Source organism: Polyangium fumosum (assembly GCF_005144585.1).
Lineage (GTDB): Bacteria > Myxococcota_A > Polyangia > Polyangiales > Polyangiaceae > Polyangium > Polyangium fumosum.
In genome coordinates this window covers 1-16,158 of sequence record NZ_SSMQ01000098.1, presented here as the reverse complement: position 1 = coordinate 16,158, position 16,158 = coordinate 1, and the positions used below count along the sequence as shown (strand labels likewise).

Sequence of the window (16,158 nt, the reverse complement as noted above, 5' to 3'; positions counted from 1 at the left end):
TCGCGTCCGAGCCCTCGACGTTCGCGTACGAGCCCTCGACGTTCGCGTACGAGCCCTCGACGTTCGCGTACGAGCGGGACCCCCTTCGCGTTCTAGCCCTCGGCGTTCGCGTCCGAGCCCTCGGCGTTCGCGTCCTAGCCCTCGGCGTTCGCGTCCGAGCCCTCGGCGTTCGCGTCCGAGCCCTCGACGTTCGCGTACGAGCGGTACCTCGTTCGCGTCCGAGCCCTCGACGTTCGCCTCCGAGCCCTCGCCGTTCGTGTCCTAGCCCTTGGCGCTCGTGTCCGAGCCCTCGCCGTTCGCGTCCGAGCGATACTCCCTTCGCGTCCGAGCCCTCGCCGTTCGCGTCCGAGCGATACCCCCTTCACGTCCGAGCCCTCGACGTTCGCGTCCGAGCAGCATTCCTACCGGGTCCGAGTGTTCTCCGTGCCCCTCGAACGCTTGACTTCGCCCACGACAGGCCGTACTGCACAGGAAAATCGTTTGCGTGCAAACCATGCAACCAGAAGATTTCCGCATCGACGGAGCGCGTCGTGTCGTCTGATCTAGCAACCGGGGCCATTTTCGCGGGGCGTTACCGCGTCGAGCGTCGTATCGCCTCCGGGGGCATGGGGGCGGTGTACGAGGTCGTCCACCAGGAGACGAACCGTCGCCGCGCGCTCAAGGTGATGCACGCGAACTTCGTGCAGAGCGCCGACCTCCGCGGGCGATTCCGGCAGGAGGCGCGCGTCGCCGCGGAGATCGAGAGCGAGTATATCGTCGACGTCTTCGACGCAGGCATCGACGAGGCGACCGGGATGCCCTTCCTGGTCATGGAGCTCTTGCGCGGCGAGGATCTCGGCAAGCGGCTGAGCCAGACGGGCCCCTTGTCGCCGGCCGAGGCGCTCACGTACCTGCATCAGACCTCGCTCGCGCTCGACAAGACGCACCGCGCGCACATCGTTCACCGCGATCTCAAGCCGGACAACCTTTTCCTCTGCGAGCGCGAGGACGGCACCCCGCGCATCAAGGTGCTCGATTTCGGCATCGCCAAGATCGTCGCCGCAGGCTCCACGGCGGCAGGCGCCACGCAATCCCTCGGCACGCCCCTTTACATGGCGCCCGAGCAGTTCTTGATGGAATCGTCGGTCACGCCCGCGACCGACATCTTCGCGCTCGGGATGATCTCGTTCACGCTGCTCGTGGGCAAACCTTACTGGTACGAGGAATCCCGAGGAGGCGCGAACGTCTTCGCCTTCGCGACGCGCGCGGCGCTCGGGCCCCGGGAGCCGGCGACGGCGCGGGCCGCCCGGCTCGGCACGACGCTGCCGCCCGCATTCGACGCCTGGTTCGCCTGCGCCACGGCGAAAGCGCCCGCCGAGAGGTTTCCTTCAGCCACGAGCGCCGTGAAGGCGCTCGCCGAGGCGCTCGTATTGCCACAGCCAGGGCCCGCCGGCCCTCCCCTCGTGCCGCCCGTCTCCCCTCCGCGGCCGACGTCCCCGTCCCTGCCGTCCGAGGCAGCGCTCGCGCCCATGCCGGCCCACGGGACGACGGTCCCGCTGGCGCCGCTGCGTGCGCCCGCGCCGAGCGGCGTGGCGCTCGAAGCGGCGACGTCGATGGGACCGCCCGCAACGCCGATGGGCCCGGTCGCGACGCCGATCGGGAGCGGGGTGACGGCGGCTCCGGCGACGCGTCGGCCGCGGCCGACGGGGCTCATCGCCGCGGGCGTGGGGCTCGCGTGTTTGCTGGTGGCCATCTTCCTCTTCCTGGCGGTCTATCCGGCCGGGCATCTCGAGGCGCCCGCGCCGGCCGCGTCGGCGACGGAGCCTACAGAGCCGGTCGCAGCGCGCGCGCCGGACGTCGCCGCGAGCGCCGATCCACCTGCCGAGGTCGCCCCCGTGATGAGCCAAGAGCCTCCTGCCGGCGTCGCGTCGGCCGCGCCTCCGCCGCAGGAGGAGGCCGCCCGCGCGAAGGCGCCCCCGGTGTCGACCAGCGGCCCCGCCAGCGGCGACCCCTCGGTCAAAGCCACGCAACCGGCCGCGACGTCGAATTCGCGCGTGTTCACGAATCAGGATGAAACCACGCTGCGCCAGCAGCTCGAGCCCAAGGTAGGGTCCGGCCGGGCGACCGAGCAGGAAATCAGGCTGCTCCTCGCCATCTGCCGTCACCAGCGCGACCAGGGGTGCAGGACACGCGCGACGGCGGCCCTCAAGCAGTTGCAGGCCAAATAGGCCTCGCACATCCTCGCGCGCAGGACGCCGCATCGCTTCCGACGGACCCGGTTCCCTCCCGCGTCCGCGCCCTCCCGCACCCCCCGAAGCTTGACTTCGCTGGCAACTGGCCGTCTACTGCGACGGAAAACCGTTTGCATGCAAACATGTGAACGGCGGGATCTTTGTCGAGGAGCGGGTCGTGTCGTCTGATCTGGCAGCCGGATCCATTTTCGCCGGGCGTTACCGCGTCGAGCGTCGCATCGCCGCGGGGGGCATGGGGGCCGTGTACGAGGTCGTCCACCTCGAGACGAACCGCCGCCGCGCGCTCAAGGTGATGCACGCGAACTTCCTCCAGAGCGACGACCTGCGCGGGCGCTTCCGGCAAGAGGCGCGTGTCGCTGCCGAGATCGAGAGCGAGTACATCGTCGACGTCTTCGACGCGGGCATCGACGACGCGACCGGCATGCCCTTCCTGGTCATGGAGCTTTTGCGCGGCGAGGAGCTCGGCAAGCGGCTCCGCCACACGGGCCCCTTGCCGCCGGCGGAGGTCGTCTCGCACCTGCACCAGACCTCGCTCGCGCTCGACAAGACGCACCGGGCCCACATCGTCCACCGCGACCTCAAGCCGGACAATCTGTTCCTCTGCGAGCGCGAGGACGGCCCCCCTCGGATCAAGGTGCTCGATTTCGGGATCGCCAAGATCGTGGCCGCCGGCTCCACGGCGGCGGGCGCGACGCAATCGCTCGGCACGCCGCTTTACATGGCGCCCGAGCAGTTCTTGATGGAATCGTCGGTCTCGCCCGCGACTGATATTTTCGCGCTCGGGATGATCGCGTTCACGCTCCTCGTGGGCAAAGCGTATTGGTTCGAAGAATCGCGCGGCGGCGCGAACGTCTTCGCATTCGCCGCGCAGGCCGCGATCGGGCCACGCGAGCCGGCGTCCGCGCGGGCCGGTCGGCTCGGCGTGAGCTTGCCGCCTGCGTTTGATGGCTGGTTCGCGCGGGCCACGGCGAAGACGCCGTCCGAGAGGTTCCCGTCGGCCACGAGCGCGGTCAAGGCGCTCGCCGAGGCGCTCGGGGTGGCGCAGCCGGGGCTCGGCGGCTCGGGGGTTTTCCCGCCGGGGGCGTTCCCGCGACCGTCGTTCGCGTCGCGCCCGTCTGAGGTGGCGATCAGCACGCTGGACACGCAGGCGACGACGCCGATGGCGCCAAGGCGCGCCCCGTTGCCGAGCGGGGCGGAGTTCGGCGTGATGACGCCGGTGGGGCAGGCAGGGACGCCGATGGGCCCGGTCATGACGCCGCTCGGGAGCGGGATGACCGCGGTGCCGGCGGGGCGAAGGCCGCCGACGGGGCTCATCGCCGCAGGCGTGGGGCTCGCGTGTTTGCTCGTGGCGGTCGTTCTTTTCTTGGCGCTCTCGTCGCGCGAGGAAGCCAAGACGCCGGAGCCGGCCGCGGCGGCGCCGTCGGCGCAGCCTGTCGTGGCGGCGACCGCGCCCGTGGTCGTGCCGGCGGCGCCGGTGGAGACGGTGGAGGTGGCGGCCGCGGCGATTGCGTCGGCGAGCGCTTCGCCTGTGGTGAGCGCGGCTGCGAAGGCGCCGACGAGCACGCCGGCGACGACGACGCAATCCACGAAGACCAGCGGGACGCCGGCCGGGAAAACGGCGAAACCGAAGTCGACGTGGAGCAGGGATTGAGGCGTTTGGATGCGAGCCTGGAAGCTGCTTGGTGTCGCGGTGTTGTTCACGGCGGCGAGCTGTGTGCAGGTCCTCGGGGGGGACAATCCGTATCACGCGGGGGAAGCCGCGGGCGGCGGGGGGCAGGCGGGGGGCGGCGGAGGGGCCTCGTCGAGCTCGACGGGGGGGACCGGCGGGACGAGTGAGCCGTGCATCCCGGGCGAGTTCAGGGCGTGTTATTCGGGGCCCGCTGGCACGGAGGGCGTCGGCATCTGCAAAGCCGGATACGAGATCTGTGGGGACAACGGCATGGGGTGGGGCCCCTGCGAGGGACAGATCCTCCCGGTGGTCGAATATTGCTCTGTGCCCGAGGATGAGGATTGTGATGGCAGGGTCGCGTGCACGGGCGCGCCCGAGGCCGCGTTCACGCCGCCAGGCAACCTCGTCGACCCGATGCTCGATGGGATCTCCGACGTGGCGGTCACACCCGACGGCGGATACGTCGTCGCGGGGTTCGTGGACGTATTGGGCAGCTCGGGCCCTGGCAGCGTTTACGTTGCGAAGATCGGCCCGGATGGCGCGATGCAATGGGAGAAAAGATATCCCTGCGAGGGACTTGCTGTCGCCCGCGGCGTGGCCGTGAGCCCGGCGGGCCATGTCACGGTGGTGGGCGAGTTCAGCGGGATGATCCATTTCGGTGGAAGCGCCCTGAAGGGCTTAGGCAGCGATATCTTCATCGCCACGATCGACGCCACCGGCACGCACATCTGGAGCAAGAGTTTCGGCACAGTGAACGAGGAATCCGCGCAGGACGTGGACATCGACGCGGCAGGGAACCTGTACGTCACGGGGTCGGTGATGAACGACAGCGTGAGCCTCGGGGGCGCCGCCACGACCCCCGACGAGGACGACTTGTTCGTGGCGAGCTACGATTCCGCGGGGAACCATCGCTGGAGCCGGATTTTCGTCAACCAAAGCACTCAACGAGGACGGCGCATCACGGTCATGAAGAACGGCAACGTCGCCGTCGCGGGCGAGGCGTGGACCAGTGGGGCGATCGGTGCGGATCTCGGCGGCGGCCTCTTGCTGGGCGGCGGCAATTATGATCTCGTGGTCGCGGTGTACGACGGGGCGACCGGCGCTCACGTGTGGAGCAAGCTCTTCGGTTCAACCGGGAACCAATTCCCTGGAAGCATCGTCGCCGCGCCGAACGGCAACGTCCTCGTCACCGGGCGCTTCGTGGACACGCTCAATTTCGGCGGCGGCGAGATGACGGCCGCAGGAATGCTCGACGGGTACGTGGCCGAGCTCGCCGGCTCGAACGGGAACCACGTGCGCAGCATGCGCTTCGGGATCGACGGAACCTCGCAGGGCACCGGGATCGCGGCGGACGGCGCGGGGAACGTGGTCGTGACCGGGCACTTCAACGGGTCGATCGATTTCGGCTCCGGCACGATCACGACGAGCGATGGTCCCGATACATTCGTCGTGAAGCTCGCCGCATTCGATTGGGCTCCGCTCTGGACGAGGACGTTTGGTGGGACAGGCTCCCAGACGGGCTGGGCCATCACCGTCGACGCCAAAGGCGACACGATCGTGGGTGGCAGCTTCGAGCAGCAAATCGTGTTCGGCGCCCCGCTCGGAACCGTCACGAGCAGCGGCGGCGCCGACATCTTCAGCGTCCGGCTCGCGCCGTGACGCACGAACCATGCAGCAAAGGTGGGCACGACATGCGTAAGGCACGATGGTTCTTCGTGGGGCTCCTCTGCGCGGGCCTCGGGCTCCCGGGAGGCATGGCGTCCGCCGCGCCCACGCCGGCGCAACAAGCGGCCGCGGGGAAGCTCTTCGACGCCGCCGTCGCGGAGGTGCAAGCCGGGCGATACGCCGAGGCGTGCCCGCTGCTCGAACAAAGCCACGTGCTCGATCCGAAGCCCGGGACGTTGCACGCGCTCGCCGAGTGCGAGGTGCAGATCAAGAAGCTCGATCAGGCGCTCGCGCATTACAGGGAGTACCTCGAACTCTACGCGACGATGAAGAGCCCGCTGCGCGAAAAACACACCGATCGGGCGCGGGTCGCCGAGGAGCAGGAAAAGAAGCTCCTGGCGGAGATCCTCTTCAACCGGGCCGTCGCGCACCAGGAAGCCGGCCGTCATGCCGAGGCGTGCGCCTCGCTCGAAGAAAGCCTGCGAATCGATCCGACGCCGGGGACGTTGTACGCACTCGCCGAATGCGAAACCACCCGGGGCCGGACCGCGACGGCGCTCGGGCATTACACGGCGTACCTCGGGATTTTCGCGGCGATGAAGAGCCCGCTGCGCGAGCGTCACGCCGAACGCGCGCGGCTCGCGGAGGTGCAACGGAAAAAACTCGACGCAGAGGCGCCGCGGCTCAAGCTCGTGTGGGCGGGCGAGGTGCCCGAGGGGGTCGTCGTGACGCGGGGCAATACCACGCTCGACCCGAAGGCCCTGGGCGCCTCGATGCCCCTGGATCCCGGTGAATATGCATTCCGCGTGGAGGTCCCGGGGCGCCCGCCGCAGGAGCGAACGGTGCGGCTGGAGCAGGGGGATCGAAAGATCCTCGAGCTGACGCCGGGCGCGACGCAGGAGGCGAAGAACGAAAGCCAGCCGCTCCCCACGGAGCCCTTGCCGCCGCCCCCGAAGCCGATTGCGCCGCCCAAGCCCGGGATGCATCCATGGGCAATCGGCGGGATCGCGGCGATGGGCGTGGGCGGCGCGGGGCTCATCGTGGGCAGCGTGCTCGGCGGGCTCGCGGTCGCGCAGAAGAGCGAGGTCGACGCGGTGTGTGACGCGAACTTCGCGTGTGGCGTCGAAGGCATGAAGACGGTCGAGCGGTTCTGGGCGCTCGGCAATGCGAGCACGGCGACGTTCATCGTGGGGGGCGTCGTGCTCGCGACGGGGGTGACGTTGTTCGTGCTTTCGCCGAAGGCGACCCCGGAGAAGGTCGGGACGGCGCGGGTGCGGGGGATGGCCGGGCCGGGAGCGGGGTATGTGAGCGTCGAAGGGGCATTTTGATGCGATCCTGGAAGCTCGTTTGGATCGGAATGCTCGTCACGGCGGCGAGCTGTGTGCAGATCCTCGATGGGGACCATCCCTACAGCGTGGAGGGTGTGCCCACGGCCAAGGAGCCGTGCGAGTCCGCCGCCAATTGCAACGACAAGAGCTCGTGCACCATCGATACGTGCAGCGACGAGAAGATCTGCGTCTACACGCCGATCCAAGACGGGTCGAGCCCGACGCAAACCGTCGGTGATTGCCAGCGGATCGATTGCAAGGCCGGCAAGGAAGTCACCGTCCGCGACGACGCGGACATCCCCGACGACAACGAGCCTTGCACGAACGATGTCTGCACGGCCGGGACGCCGAGCAGCACGCCGACACCCGAAGGCGAGGCGTGCCAGCGCGGCAACCAGAGCGGCACGTGCGAGATGGGCGTCTGTCAGATCTCGTGCGACGCGCAGAACCCGTGCAACGACGACAACCCCTGCACGGATGATTTCTGCAACATCGGCACGAGCAAGTGCGCCTTCACGAACATCGACGGCCTGCCCACGCCGGGCGCCACGCAGCACCCGGGAGATTGCAAGCAGAAGCTCTGCGTCAATGGCAAGGACACGCACGTCTCCGACGATACCGACGTGCCCGTCGACGTGAATCCCTGCACGGAGAACGTCTGCACGGACGGCGTCCCGTCGAACCCGCCCACGGCCCAAGGAGCGCCGTGCACGCCCGAGGACACGGACGTGTGCGACGGCCTGAGCAACTGCGTCCAGTGCACCCTGGCCACCCATTGCATCGGCATCATCACCGAGGACGAGTGCACGAAGGCCGATTGCGTCAACAATGCGTGCGTCCTGAAGTACATGGGCTACGACACGCTGGCGAGCCCGGCCCTCCAGACCGCGGGCGACTGCCAGAAGATCGTCTGCAATGGCAATGGCGGCACGACGTCGGTCACGGACGACATCGACAAGCCGAACGACAACAACCCCTGCACGACGGAGAGCTGCTCGAACGGTACGGCGACGTCCACGCCCGCCTCGCAGGGCACGAGCTGCGGCGTCAATCAGGTTTGCAATTCGACCGGCGGTTGCGTCGGTTGCAACACGGCCACCGATTGCCAGGGCACGGACGATTTCTGCAAGAGGCGCACGTGCATCAGCAACGTGTGCGGCATCGAGTACACGGCGAACAACACGGCGCTCCCGAACGGACAAACCGAGGACGACTGCAAGCGCCTCGTCTGCGACGGCGCGGGCAACACGGTCACCGTCGCGGATCCCACGGATCCCAAGGTCGACGGCAACGCCTGCACGCAGGACACGTGCAACGGGACCACGCCGTCGAACCCGAACCAGCCCTCGGGCACGGCGTGCAACCAGAACGGCGGCGACGTCTGCAACAGCGGAGGGCAGTGCAAGAAGTCGCCCGGCAAGAGCTGCGCGAACGGGAGCGATTGCGCGAGCACGTTCTGCAACGACGCGGTCTGCTGCTCGACGAACTGCAACGGGACGTGCCGCGCGTGCAACCTGGCGGGCAGCCTCGGCACGTGCAGCCCCGTGCCGAAGGGGCAAGAGGACGCGCCTTCGTGCACGGGCGCGAGCTCGTGCGACGGCACGAACAACGGCAACTCTGCTTGCAAGAAGGACGACGGGACGACCTGCGCCGTCGCGGCGGATTGTATGAATGGCCACTGCGTCGACGGCGTGTGCTGCGAGAGCGCGTGCGATACGGTGTGCTTCTCGTGCGATCAGGCGGGAAATCTGGGGCAGTGCGAGCCCGTCGTGAAATACGCCGAGGACAACCTCCCCACGAACGCATGCGTCGGAAACAAGAGCTGCGATGGCACGAACGACGGTGCCAACGCGTGCAAGCTCGACGACGGCCAGAACTGCAGCAGCGACAACGACTGCGTGAGCGACAAGTGCCCGGGCGGCAACACCTGTATGCCGTGACATCACAGAGGCCGCCGTCCTGCGGGGGATGACGGCGGCCTCGTTCCCCTCGAAGACCCGATTGCAGAACGAACCGTTGCCGAAATGCCCCCCTCCCCCACCGAAAGCCACGTCCACACCGAGGAGCCCGATCTCGTCTTCTTCCATTTCCGCGGCCACGTCGGCGCGGACGTGGCGCGGCGCCTCTACGACACCCAGCTCCGTTTCTCCGAAGGCAAACCGCACCTCTTCCTCATCCTCGACGTCCAGACGTTCGAGGAAATGCCCGTCGAAGCACGCCGCGTCGTCATTGAAGGCCCCCGCGACCGAGCGCCCGCCGTCCCCGTCCTCGGCTGCGCCTTCATCGGCGCGAGCTTTTACGCCCGCGTCCTCGGCACCATGATCTTCCGCGCCGCGCGTATCCTCCGCGGCGCGAACGCCTTCCCCCTTCGCTTCTGCGAGACCGAAGCCGAAGCCCGCGCCTTCATCGACGAGCTCCGCCGCGACCACGCCCGCCGCTGACGCGTCAGCTCGCCAGCAATCCACCGTCCACGAGCAGCTCCGTGCCCGTCACGAATTTCGCGTCGTCCGACGCGAGGTACGCGACCGCCGCCGCCACGTCCTCGGGCTCGCCGAGCTTGCCCAGCGGAATGGGCTTCGCCAGGTTCGCCTTCGACCGCGCCGGATCCGCAGTGTGTTCGACCATCGCGTCGACCATCGGCGTGTCGATGAACGACGGGTGCACCGAGTTCACCCGGATCCCATACCCCTTCCGCGCGCAATGCATCGCCACCGATTTCGTGAACGTGCGCACGCCGCCCTTGCTCGAGCAATACGCCGCGAGGTTCGGCGCGCCGATGATGCCCGCCACGCTCGACAGGTTCACGATCGCCCCGCCTCCGCGCTCCTTCATCACCCGGATCGCGTGCTTGCAGCCGAGGAACGTGCCCTCCGTGTTCACCGCGTGCACGAACCGCCATTGCTCGAGCGTCGTCGATTCCACGTCGCCCACGACGCCCACTCCGGCATTGTTCACGAGCACGTCGAGCCGGCCGTGCTTCGCGACGACCGCGTCGAGCACCTCGATCCACGCCGCCTCCTGCGTCACGTCGAGCAGGGCGAACGCCGCGCGCGCCCCGAGCTCCGCGGCGAGCGCCTCGCCCCGCTCCCGCGCGAGGTCCGTGATCACCACGATCGCACCCTCCGCGTGCAATCTCCGCACAGCCGCCGCCCCAAGCCCCGACGCAGCGCCCGTGACCAGCGCTACCTTTCTCTCGAATCGCTGCATGGGCCCGAGGAGAGCGGAGCCGCCCGCTCCGTGTCAAGCTCGCTGCAAGAAAGGCAGGGACCGGCCGGGACAGACGAGCGGTGTTCCGAGCGCGCCCCCCGGCGGGTCCTGTTGGCGGTACTCCCCATGACCTTGCTCGAATCGATGAACGCCGAGACCTTGCTCGCGCCTGGGGACGATGGCTTCGCCCGGGCCAAGACCGCGATGGCGCCCGGAAAGCTCCTCTCCTCGCTGCCGCCGCCCCCGTCGGTCCTGCGCACCACCGTGCTCCCACGCGTCGAAGGCGATGGGGCCGAGGTGCGCCTCGTGCCCGAGTCCAAGTCGCGCTACGAGCCGATCAAGACGCTCGGCGCAGGCGGCATGGGCGAGGTCGTGCTCGTGCACGATCAGGACATCGCCCGCAAGGTCGCGGTCAAGCGCCTGCTGCCCGAGGCGAGTGATCCCGGGATGCTCGCCCGCTTCGTGGACGAGATCCGCACCGTCGGTCGCCTCGAACACCCGAACATCGTGCCCATCCACGACGTCGGCGTCGACGAGCTCGGCCGCTACTTCTTCGTGATGAAGTACGTCGAAGGCGAGACGCTCGAGACGATCATCCGCAAGCTCGCCGACGGCGACCCCGAGTCCCACGCGAAATACACCTTCGAGCGCCGTGTCGAGATCTTCATCGACGTCCTCCAGGCGCTCGCCTACGCCCACGCGAACGGCGTCGTGCACCGCGACGTCAAGCCCGCAAACGTGATGGTCGGCCGGTACGGCGAGGTCGTGCTCATGGACTGGGGCATCGCCAAGCCCATCGCCGCCGAGCGGGATCTCGCCCGGGGCGCGGACGCGACGCTGGGCGACGAGACCGAGCGCGGGCGGATGTTCCTGACACACGTGGGCACGCTCGTCGGCACCCCCGCGTACATGTCGCCCGAGCAGGCGCGCGGCGACGTGGACCAGCTCGATACGCGGAGCGACCTCTACAGCGCCTGCGTCCTCTTCCACGAGCTCGTCACCCTGCGCCACTACCTGGCAGACAAGCAGACGCTCGGCGACATCCTGACAGGCGTGATGGAGCACGAGGTCACCGTGCGGGACATGAAGCGCCACGGGCACCCGGCACAGGAAGGGCTGCCGCCCGAGCTCGTGCATTTCGCCGTCGATGGGCTCGCGAAGGACCCCGCGAAGCGCTACCCCTCCGCGGGGCAGATGATCGAGCTCTTGCGGCAGACCCTCGAGGGCCGGATCCACGTGGCCTGCAGCGGGACCCTGGCCAAGCGCTTCCTGCGCGAGGCGGCGCGGGGCGTGGACCGGCACCCTCGCCTCATGTTCTGGGGCCTCGTGGGGACGTTCGTCGCCGTCGTCTTCGCCTTCGCCCAGCTCGTTCGGATGATCGTGGCCTAGCGAACGGCGTTGGCACGTGTGCCGGGCACGTGCTGGCACGTGTGCCAGGCACGGACGGCACCCGGCCGGGGTCAGGCGGCGAGCAGCCGCGAGCGGAGGGCCCTCGCGAGCTTCCGGCCGTCCTCGGGGACTGGCTCGAAACGCAGGGTGCGCTCGCTCGTGTGTTCGTTTGGACGCACCGAGAGCCTGTGCCCGCGTGCCAGGCCGACGTGCAGACCTGGGAACCGCGCGTGGAGCTCCTTCGCGAGCTCCAGCCGGTCGCCGGTCGGCAGGGCCAGCACGACAAGCGCGCAATCGAAGTGGCCAGGGCCGTCGAGCGCGACAAAGGCCTCGCGGCGGGTGCCCACAGGCACCACCTCGAGTCCCTCCGCTCGCAAGCCGCGGGCAATGATCTCCGTCCGGTCGTGATCGTCGTCGATGAGCAGGACACGCGCCATGGGTCCGCACCTCTGTTGGTAGCGCCGACCTCATTGCAATCGTCGTGCCGCCCTGAGTCCCTCGCTCGGGCGCGGCGTGACCTGGGCTCCGGCGTTCACGTAGTGGGATGAATGAGGAGTCTAGGCCTCAGTCCTGCGGATCCCGGGCCGCAGCCCACCGAAGTCGCGGGCGGCGGGGGCGGATGGCACACGCGCCGGATCCGCGTCCTGCAAGGTCTGCATGAAGGGTCGCGCCGCAGGTGCCGGGACGACGCGGCCATGCCGCCGGGGGGCGCGGGCCCGTGCGCGTCAGGGCGAAGGATTTGCGCTCGCGGGGACGATCGACGGCAGCGCCTCTTTCAGCATGTCGAAGGAGCGCTTGCGGTAGGCGTGGTACGTCGGGGTTTCCCACTCGGCCCAGGTGTACGAGACCACCCCGTCTGCGGGGATCACCCACGAATTGCCGAGCTTATGGGCGCGCGGCAGCGTGTCGACCACCACGCCCTCCGCCTCGGCCGTCCCTCCGAGCGCCGCCACCATGAGCCCGAAGCCAGGCGTCTTCGTGATGGTCAGCTCGTTCTGCTTGTTCTTCGGCCCGGGCACGTGGTCGTCGACCACGAGGCGCTGCGAGGGATCCGTCACGTTGAGCAAGGTCCAGGGAATGCGGACCTCGATCGTTCCGTCCGCCAGCGAATACCAGAAATTGCTCGTCGAGCGCACGGCTTCGGGGCCCGTCCGGAAGCGCCCCGTGTCCTGCCAGAGGATCGGCGCGAGCAGCTCTCCCTGGTACCAGAGCGAGTTGTTCGTGATGGTGCGGACCGGGTTGAACAGACCGTCCTCGTTGGGGGCCGTGCGATAGAGCTGCCAGTCCTTCCGGTCCTGGTGCCAGATGCCAAAAAGGTCGTAAGGCTGATCGACGAACAATGCGACGTCCTGCTCCGACTCGATGCGGAGGAGGAACTCGATGTTCCGCTCGGTGCGGAGCGAACACTCGGGATCGAGGCACGCGTCGCCCGCCTCGGGCAGGAAGGTGTCGAGGCCGACGACGTAGTCCACGTGCTCCCAGTCGACCTTTCCATTGCCGTCGGGGTCGAGCGACTCGACCCGGATCAGGAGGTGCAGAAATCCCTCGTCGGAGTCCACCTTGACCTCGCGGAGGGTGCGCAGAGGATCGTGCACGTCGCCCTGCGGCGCGAGGGGCGCTCCCTCTTGCCAGGCGTTCGGCTCGACCAGAAAGTCGTCCCCGCTCCCGTCGAGCACGTGGTGGACCCCCTCCACGCCGGGGCGCACCGCGAGGAGGCCGAAGTTTTGCTCCGGGCTCATCGGATTGTACCAGACCCTGCGCCGATCCGCCGGCAGCTCCATGCGCTCGACCACCCAGGCCCGCTTGAACCACTCGTCGATGAGCTCGAAGAGGAACGCGCCGTTCAGCTCGGCGCGGCGGATCGTCCGGAGCGAGCGCTCGACGGCCTGGGCTTGCTCGACCTCGTCGAGATCGCCGTGGTGCAGCCCCGATTTCGCGTAATGTGCGGTTCCCTGGCTCGAAGGGTGCCCGATCTCGGCGATGAGCAAGGTGCGGCCGGCGTAGACCTTCCGGAGGTCTTCGAGGTAGCCGAGGTAGGAGTTCGGCCCGACCTCGTCCTCGACCTGATAGGCTGGTTCATGAAGGACGAACTCGGGATAATACGGATAGGCGTGGTAGGAGAAGAAAAGCCCGGGGCCGAAGCTCGGGGCGACCTCGATCTTCAGCAGATCGAGCTGCTCCATGTCGTCGACGGACTCCGGGTACTCGTACTCGACCACGTGATCGATGGGATCGAGCGTGGGCCAGTTGGAGAAGCCGATGGAGTGCTTCACGTCGTACCGCTCGTCCTCGTAGACCGTGAGGTAATCGAGGTGCTCGGTCACGAACGCCTCCATGGGCGTGGCGTGCTCGATGGAGAACCACGTGCCCGAATAGGAGACCTCGCACGGCTGCCCCTGGCAGTGGTCGTCGTAGTATTTTTGGTGCGTGCTCATGATGGTGAGCGGCTCGACCTCGCGCCCCACGAGCCAGCCGAGGAGCCACGGCGAGACGTCGGCCGTGAACGTGCCGAAGGCGCGGCCGTAGTTCATCGGGTTCTCGGGCGTGCCGTAGGGGATCTCGCGGTTGCCGTGCACGACGTCGACGACCTTCTCGATCTCGTCCCGGAACCAGCTCCGGATCGAGGGATCGAGGTAATCGGGGATGCCCGAGAATGCGGGGTCCTCGTCGGGCTCCCTGAGCCATGCCCCCTGCAAGAGGAAGAGCGGGTGGTCGGGGTGGTCGGTGTTGTACCGGAGGAGCTCCTCGTAAAAGAGCGGGGATTGTACGGTATAGACGCGCAGCGAATTGGCGCCGAGCTCCGCGATGGCTTCGATCCACCCGGCGATCTGCTCACGCGAGGCCAGAAACTCGCCGGGCGACGTGCCGGGAATCGCGTGGCTGTAATTGACGCCGATCGGCCAGAACGGCTCGAATTTGCCGTCCTCCACGCGGATCTCGAAGCCGTTCTCGCCTGCGCGGAACGTGTAGGGCGGCGCGTCCGTCGTGCCGCCGCCGCCGCCGCTGCCTCCCGTCCCGCCGCCACCTCCTGTCCCGCCGCTGCCGCCGTTCGCACCGCCCGACAAGGCGCCGCCCGGCGTCGCGAAATCCGGAACCCCACAGGCCGCCGTCACGACGGCAAAAAGCGCCACGAGAGGCGGTGAAAGGACGCGAAGGACGGATGTGATGCGGAGACGATTCGTGCGCCATTCCATGACCATCACCATAGCAATGCAGGCCATGAAATCCCGAGACATCCCGATCCTGGAAACGAAATCATTTCAATGTCCGGCGATGACATATCGCCGCGCGCCGCCGGCGCCTCGGGCGAAACGGCGCGGTGTGCGGGGCGGGCTTCGATTCCCGGCACGGACGAGCTTCGGGGCGTGGTAACGTCCGCCCATGGCACGTGTCACGGTGGAGCGTCTCGGTCCTGTCGTCCGCATCGGCCTCTGCAGGCCGGAGAAGCGCAACGCATTCGATCTCGCCATGCTCGACGAGCTCGCGCAGGCGTACACGGCCTACGAGGAGGACGAGGGCCTCCGCTGTGGCCTCCTCTTCGCGCACGGAGGCCATTTCACGGGCGGCCTCGATCTCGCGGAGGTCGGGCCCGCGATCGCGTCCGGGCGCGCGCTCTCCCCGAAGGGGAGCGTGGATCCGCTCGCGATCGGGCCGCGGCGCCTCACGAAGCCGATGGTCGTGGCCGTCGAGGGGTATTGCTTCACGATCGGGATCGAGCTCGCGCTCGCCGCCGACATCCGCATCGCGGCCGAGGACACGCGTTTCTCGCAGCTCGAAGTGCAGCGCGGCATCTTCCCGTTCGGCGGCGCCACGCTCCGGTTCCCGGCGCTCGCGGGCCACGGCAATGCGATGCGCTGGCTGCTCACGGGCGACGTGTTCGACGCGAAGGAGGCGTATCGGATCGGGCTCGTGCAGGAGGTCGTCCCCGCGGCCGAGCTCTTCGATCGGGCCACGTGGATCTGCGATCGGGTCGCGGCGCAGGCGCCGATCGCGGTTCGCACCACGCTCGCGTCCGCACGCGCGGCGATGACCGAGGGCGTCGAGGTGGAAGCCGCGCGCCTCGAAGACCGCGCCCGCGCCCTCATGGGCACGGAGGACGCGGCCGAGGGCATGCGCTCGTTCGTCGAGCGGCGCGCCGGCCGCTTCCAGGGGCGCTAGCTCTGCCCACGTGAGCCCCTTCCACCGACCTCCACCAACCCGCCGCACCCTCCTATCGCCTCGGTTTCCTCTCCGGACATCACCTCCGCACCCTCTGGCGGGGTGCATTCGTTCCGTGCACATACGCCCTGCGCCCACCACCAGGGTCTCTGGACGATGTCCACATGCCCCCCCACCGCCACCGCCAGCATATCTCTCCGACACGGACAGGCCGCCCGGCCCCTCCCCGCGGGTAGCGCGACGATGAGATTCGACGCCCGCGAGCCCGCCTCCGGTTGCCTCTGCGAAATGGATATCGGCTTCCGAGGCACCTCGAGGTTGGCTCCTGCCCATCCAGCGAGCAAGAGCAACCACCTCGAGGGAGGATCGGCACCTCATGGAGGACAGAGACAGGCCCTCGCAGGCCCTCGTTGGTCTTGTCGCTTCGTGGAATGGCCCCCGGCCGTGGTCCGAGAACGAGAGGGAGGTAGGGCGCGGAGCCCGCTCCAGGGGGGGCGAGGCTTTTCCAGGG

11 protein-coding genes are annotated in these 16,158 nt (G+C 68.6%); 8 read left to right on the top strand and 3 right to left on the bottom strand.

The features are described 5' to 3' along the window. The first annotated feature begins 530 nt into the window (after positions 1-530). The 6 genes from E8A74_RS47135 (at position 531) to E8A74_RS47110 (ending at position 9,334) form a co-directional block, all read left to right on the top strand. Positions 531-2,207, top strand: a complete 1,677-nt coding sequence (locus E8A74_RS47135) for a serine/threonine protein kinase (protein ID WP_136935742.1) — start codon at positions 531-533, stop codon at positions 2,205-2,207. A gap of 181 nt (positions 2,208-2,388) precedes the next feature. After that, entirely contained in the window at positions 2,389-3,882 is a 1,494-nt protein-coding gene (locus E8A74_RS47130) for a serine/threonine protein kinase (protein WP_136935741.1), read from the top strand. Between the two features lie 9 nt (positions 3,883-3,891). Continuing rightward, a complete protein-coding gene (locus tag E8A74_RS47125; RefSeq protein ID WP_136935740.1) occupies positions 3,892-5,559 on the top strand; it encodes an NHL repeat-containing protein in 1,668 nt (555 codons plus the stop codon). A 32-nt stretch (positions 5,560-5,591) separates the two neighbouring features. Next, entirely contained in the window at positions 5,592-6,893 is a 1,302-nt protein-coding gene (locus E8A74_RS47120; RefSeq protein WP_136935739.1) for a tetratricopeptide repeat protein, read from the top strand. After that, the gene (locus tag E8A74_RS47115; protein WP_136935738.1) at positions 6,893-8,833 is read left to right on the top strand and encodes a hypothetical protein; all 1,941 of its coding nucleotides are present in this window, start codon (positions 6,893-6,895) and stop codon (positions 8,831-8,833) included. The genes E8A74_RS47120 and E8A74_RS47115 overlap by 1 nt, the downstream gene beginning before the upstream one ends. A gap of 84 nt (positions 8,834-8,917) precedes the next feature. Then, positions 8,918-9,334 (top strand): hypothetical protein, encoded by a 417-nt coding sequence (locus E8A74_RS47110; RefSeq protein WP_136935737.1) that lies wholly within the window; start codon positions 8,918-8,920, stop codon positions 9,332-9,334. A gap of 4 nt (positions 9,335-9,338) precedes the next feature. On the opposite strand, the gene E8A74_RS47105 is transcribed toward E8A74_RS47110, so the two are convergent. Then, a complete protein-coding gene (locus E8A74_RS47105; RefSeq protein ID WP_136935736.1) occupies positions 9,339-10,100 on the bottom strand; it encodes a glucose 1-dehydrogenase in 762 nt (253 codons plus the stop codon). A 126-nt stretch (positions 10,101-10,226) separates the two neighbouring features. Between E8A74_RS47105 and E8A74_RS47100 the strand changes: the two genes are divergently transcribed. After that, positions 10,227-11,489 (top strand): serine/threonine-protein kinase, encoded by a 1,263-nt coding sequence (locus tag E8A74_RS47100; RefSeq protein ID WP_136935735.1) that lies wholly within the window; start codon positions 10,227-10,229, stop codon positions 11,487-11,489. A gap of 71 nt (positions 11,490-11,560) precedes the next feature. On the opposite strand, the gene E8A74_RS47095 is transcribed toward E8A74_RS47100, so the two are convergent. Further along, positions 11,561-11,926: a response regulator gene (locus tag E8A74_RS47095; RefSeq protein ID WP_136935734.1), complete on the bottom strand. Its 366-nt coding sequence runs from the start codon at positions 11,924-11,926 to the stop codon at positions 11,561-11,563. A gap of 288 nt (positions 11,927-12,214) precedes the next feature. Beyond that, positions 12,215-14,683 (bottom strand): hypothetical protein, encoded by a 2,469-nt coding sequence (locus E8A74_RS47090; RefSeq protein ID WP_136935733.1) that lies wholly within the window; start codon positions 14,681-14,683, stop codon positions 12,215-12,217. Positions 14,684-14,870: 187 nt separating this feature from the next. Here E8A74_RS47090 and E8A74_RS47085 point away from each other — a divergent pair, with 187 nt between their 5' ends. Beyond that, entirely contained in the window at positions 14,871-15,647 is a 777-nt protein-coding gene (locus E8A74_RS47085; RefSeq protein ID WP_136935732.1) for a crotonase/enoyl-CoA hydratase family protein, read from the top strand. The last annotated feature ends 511 nt before the right edge of the window (positions 15,648-16,158 follow it).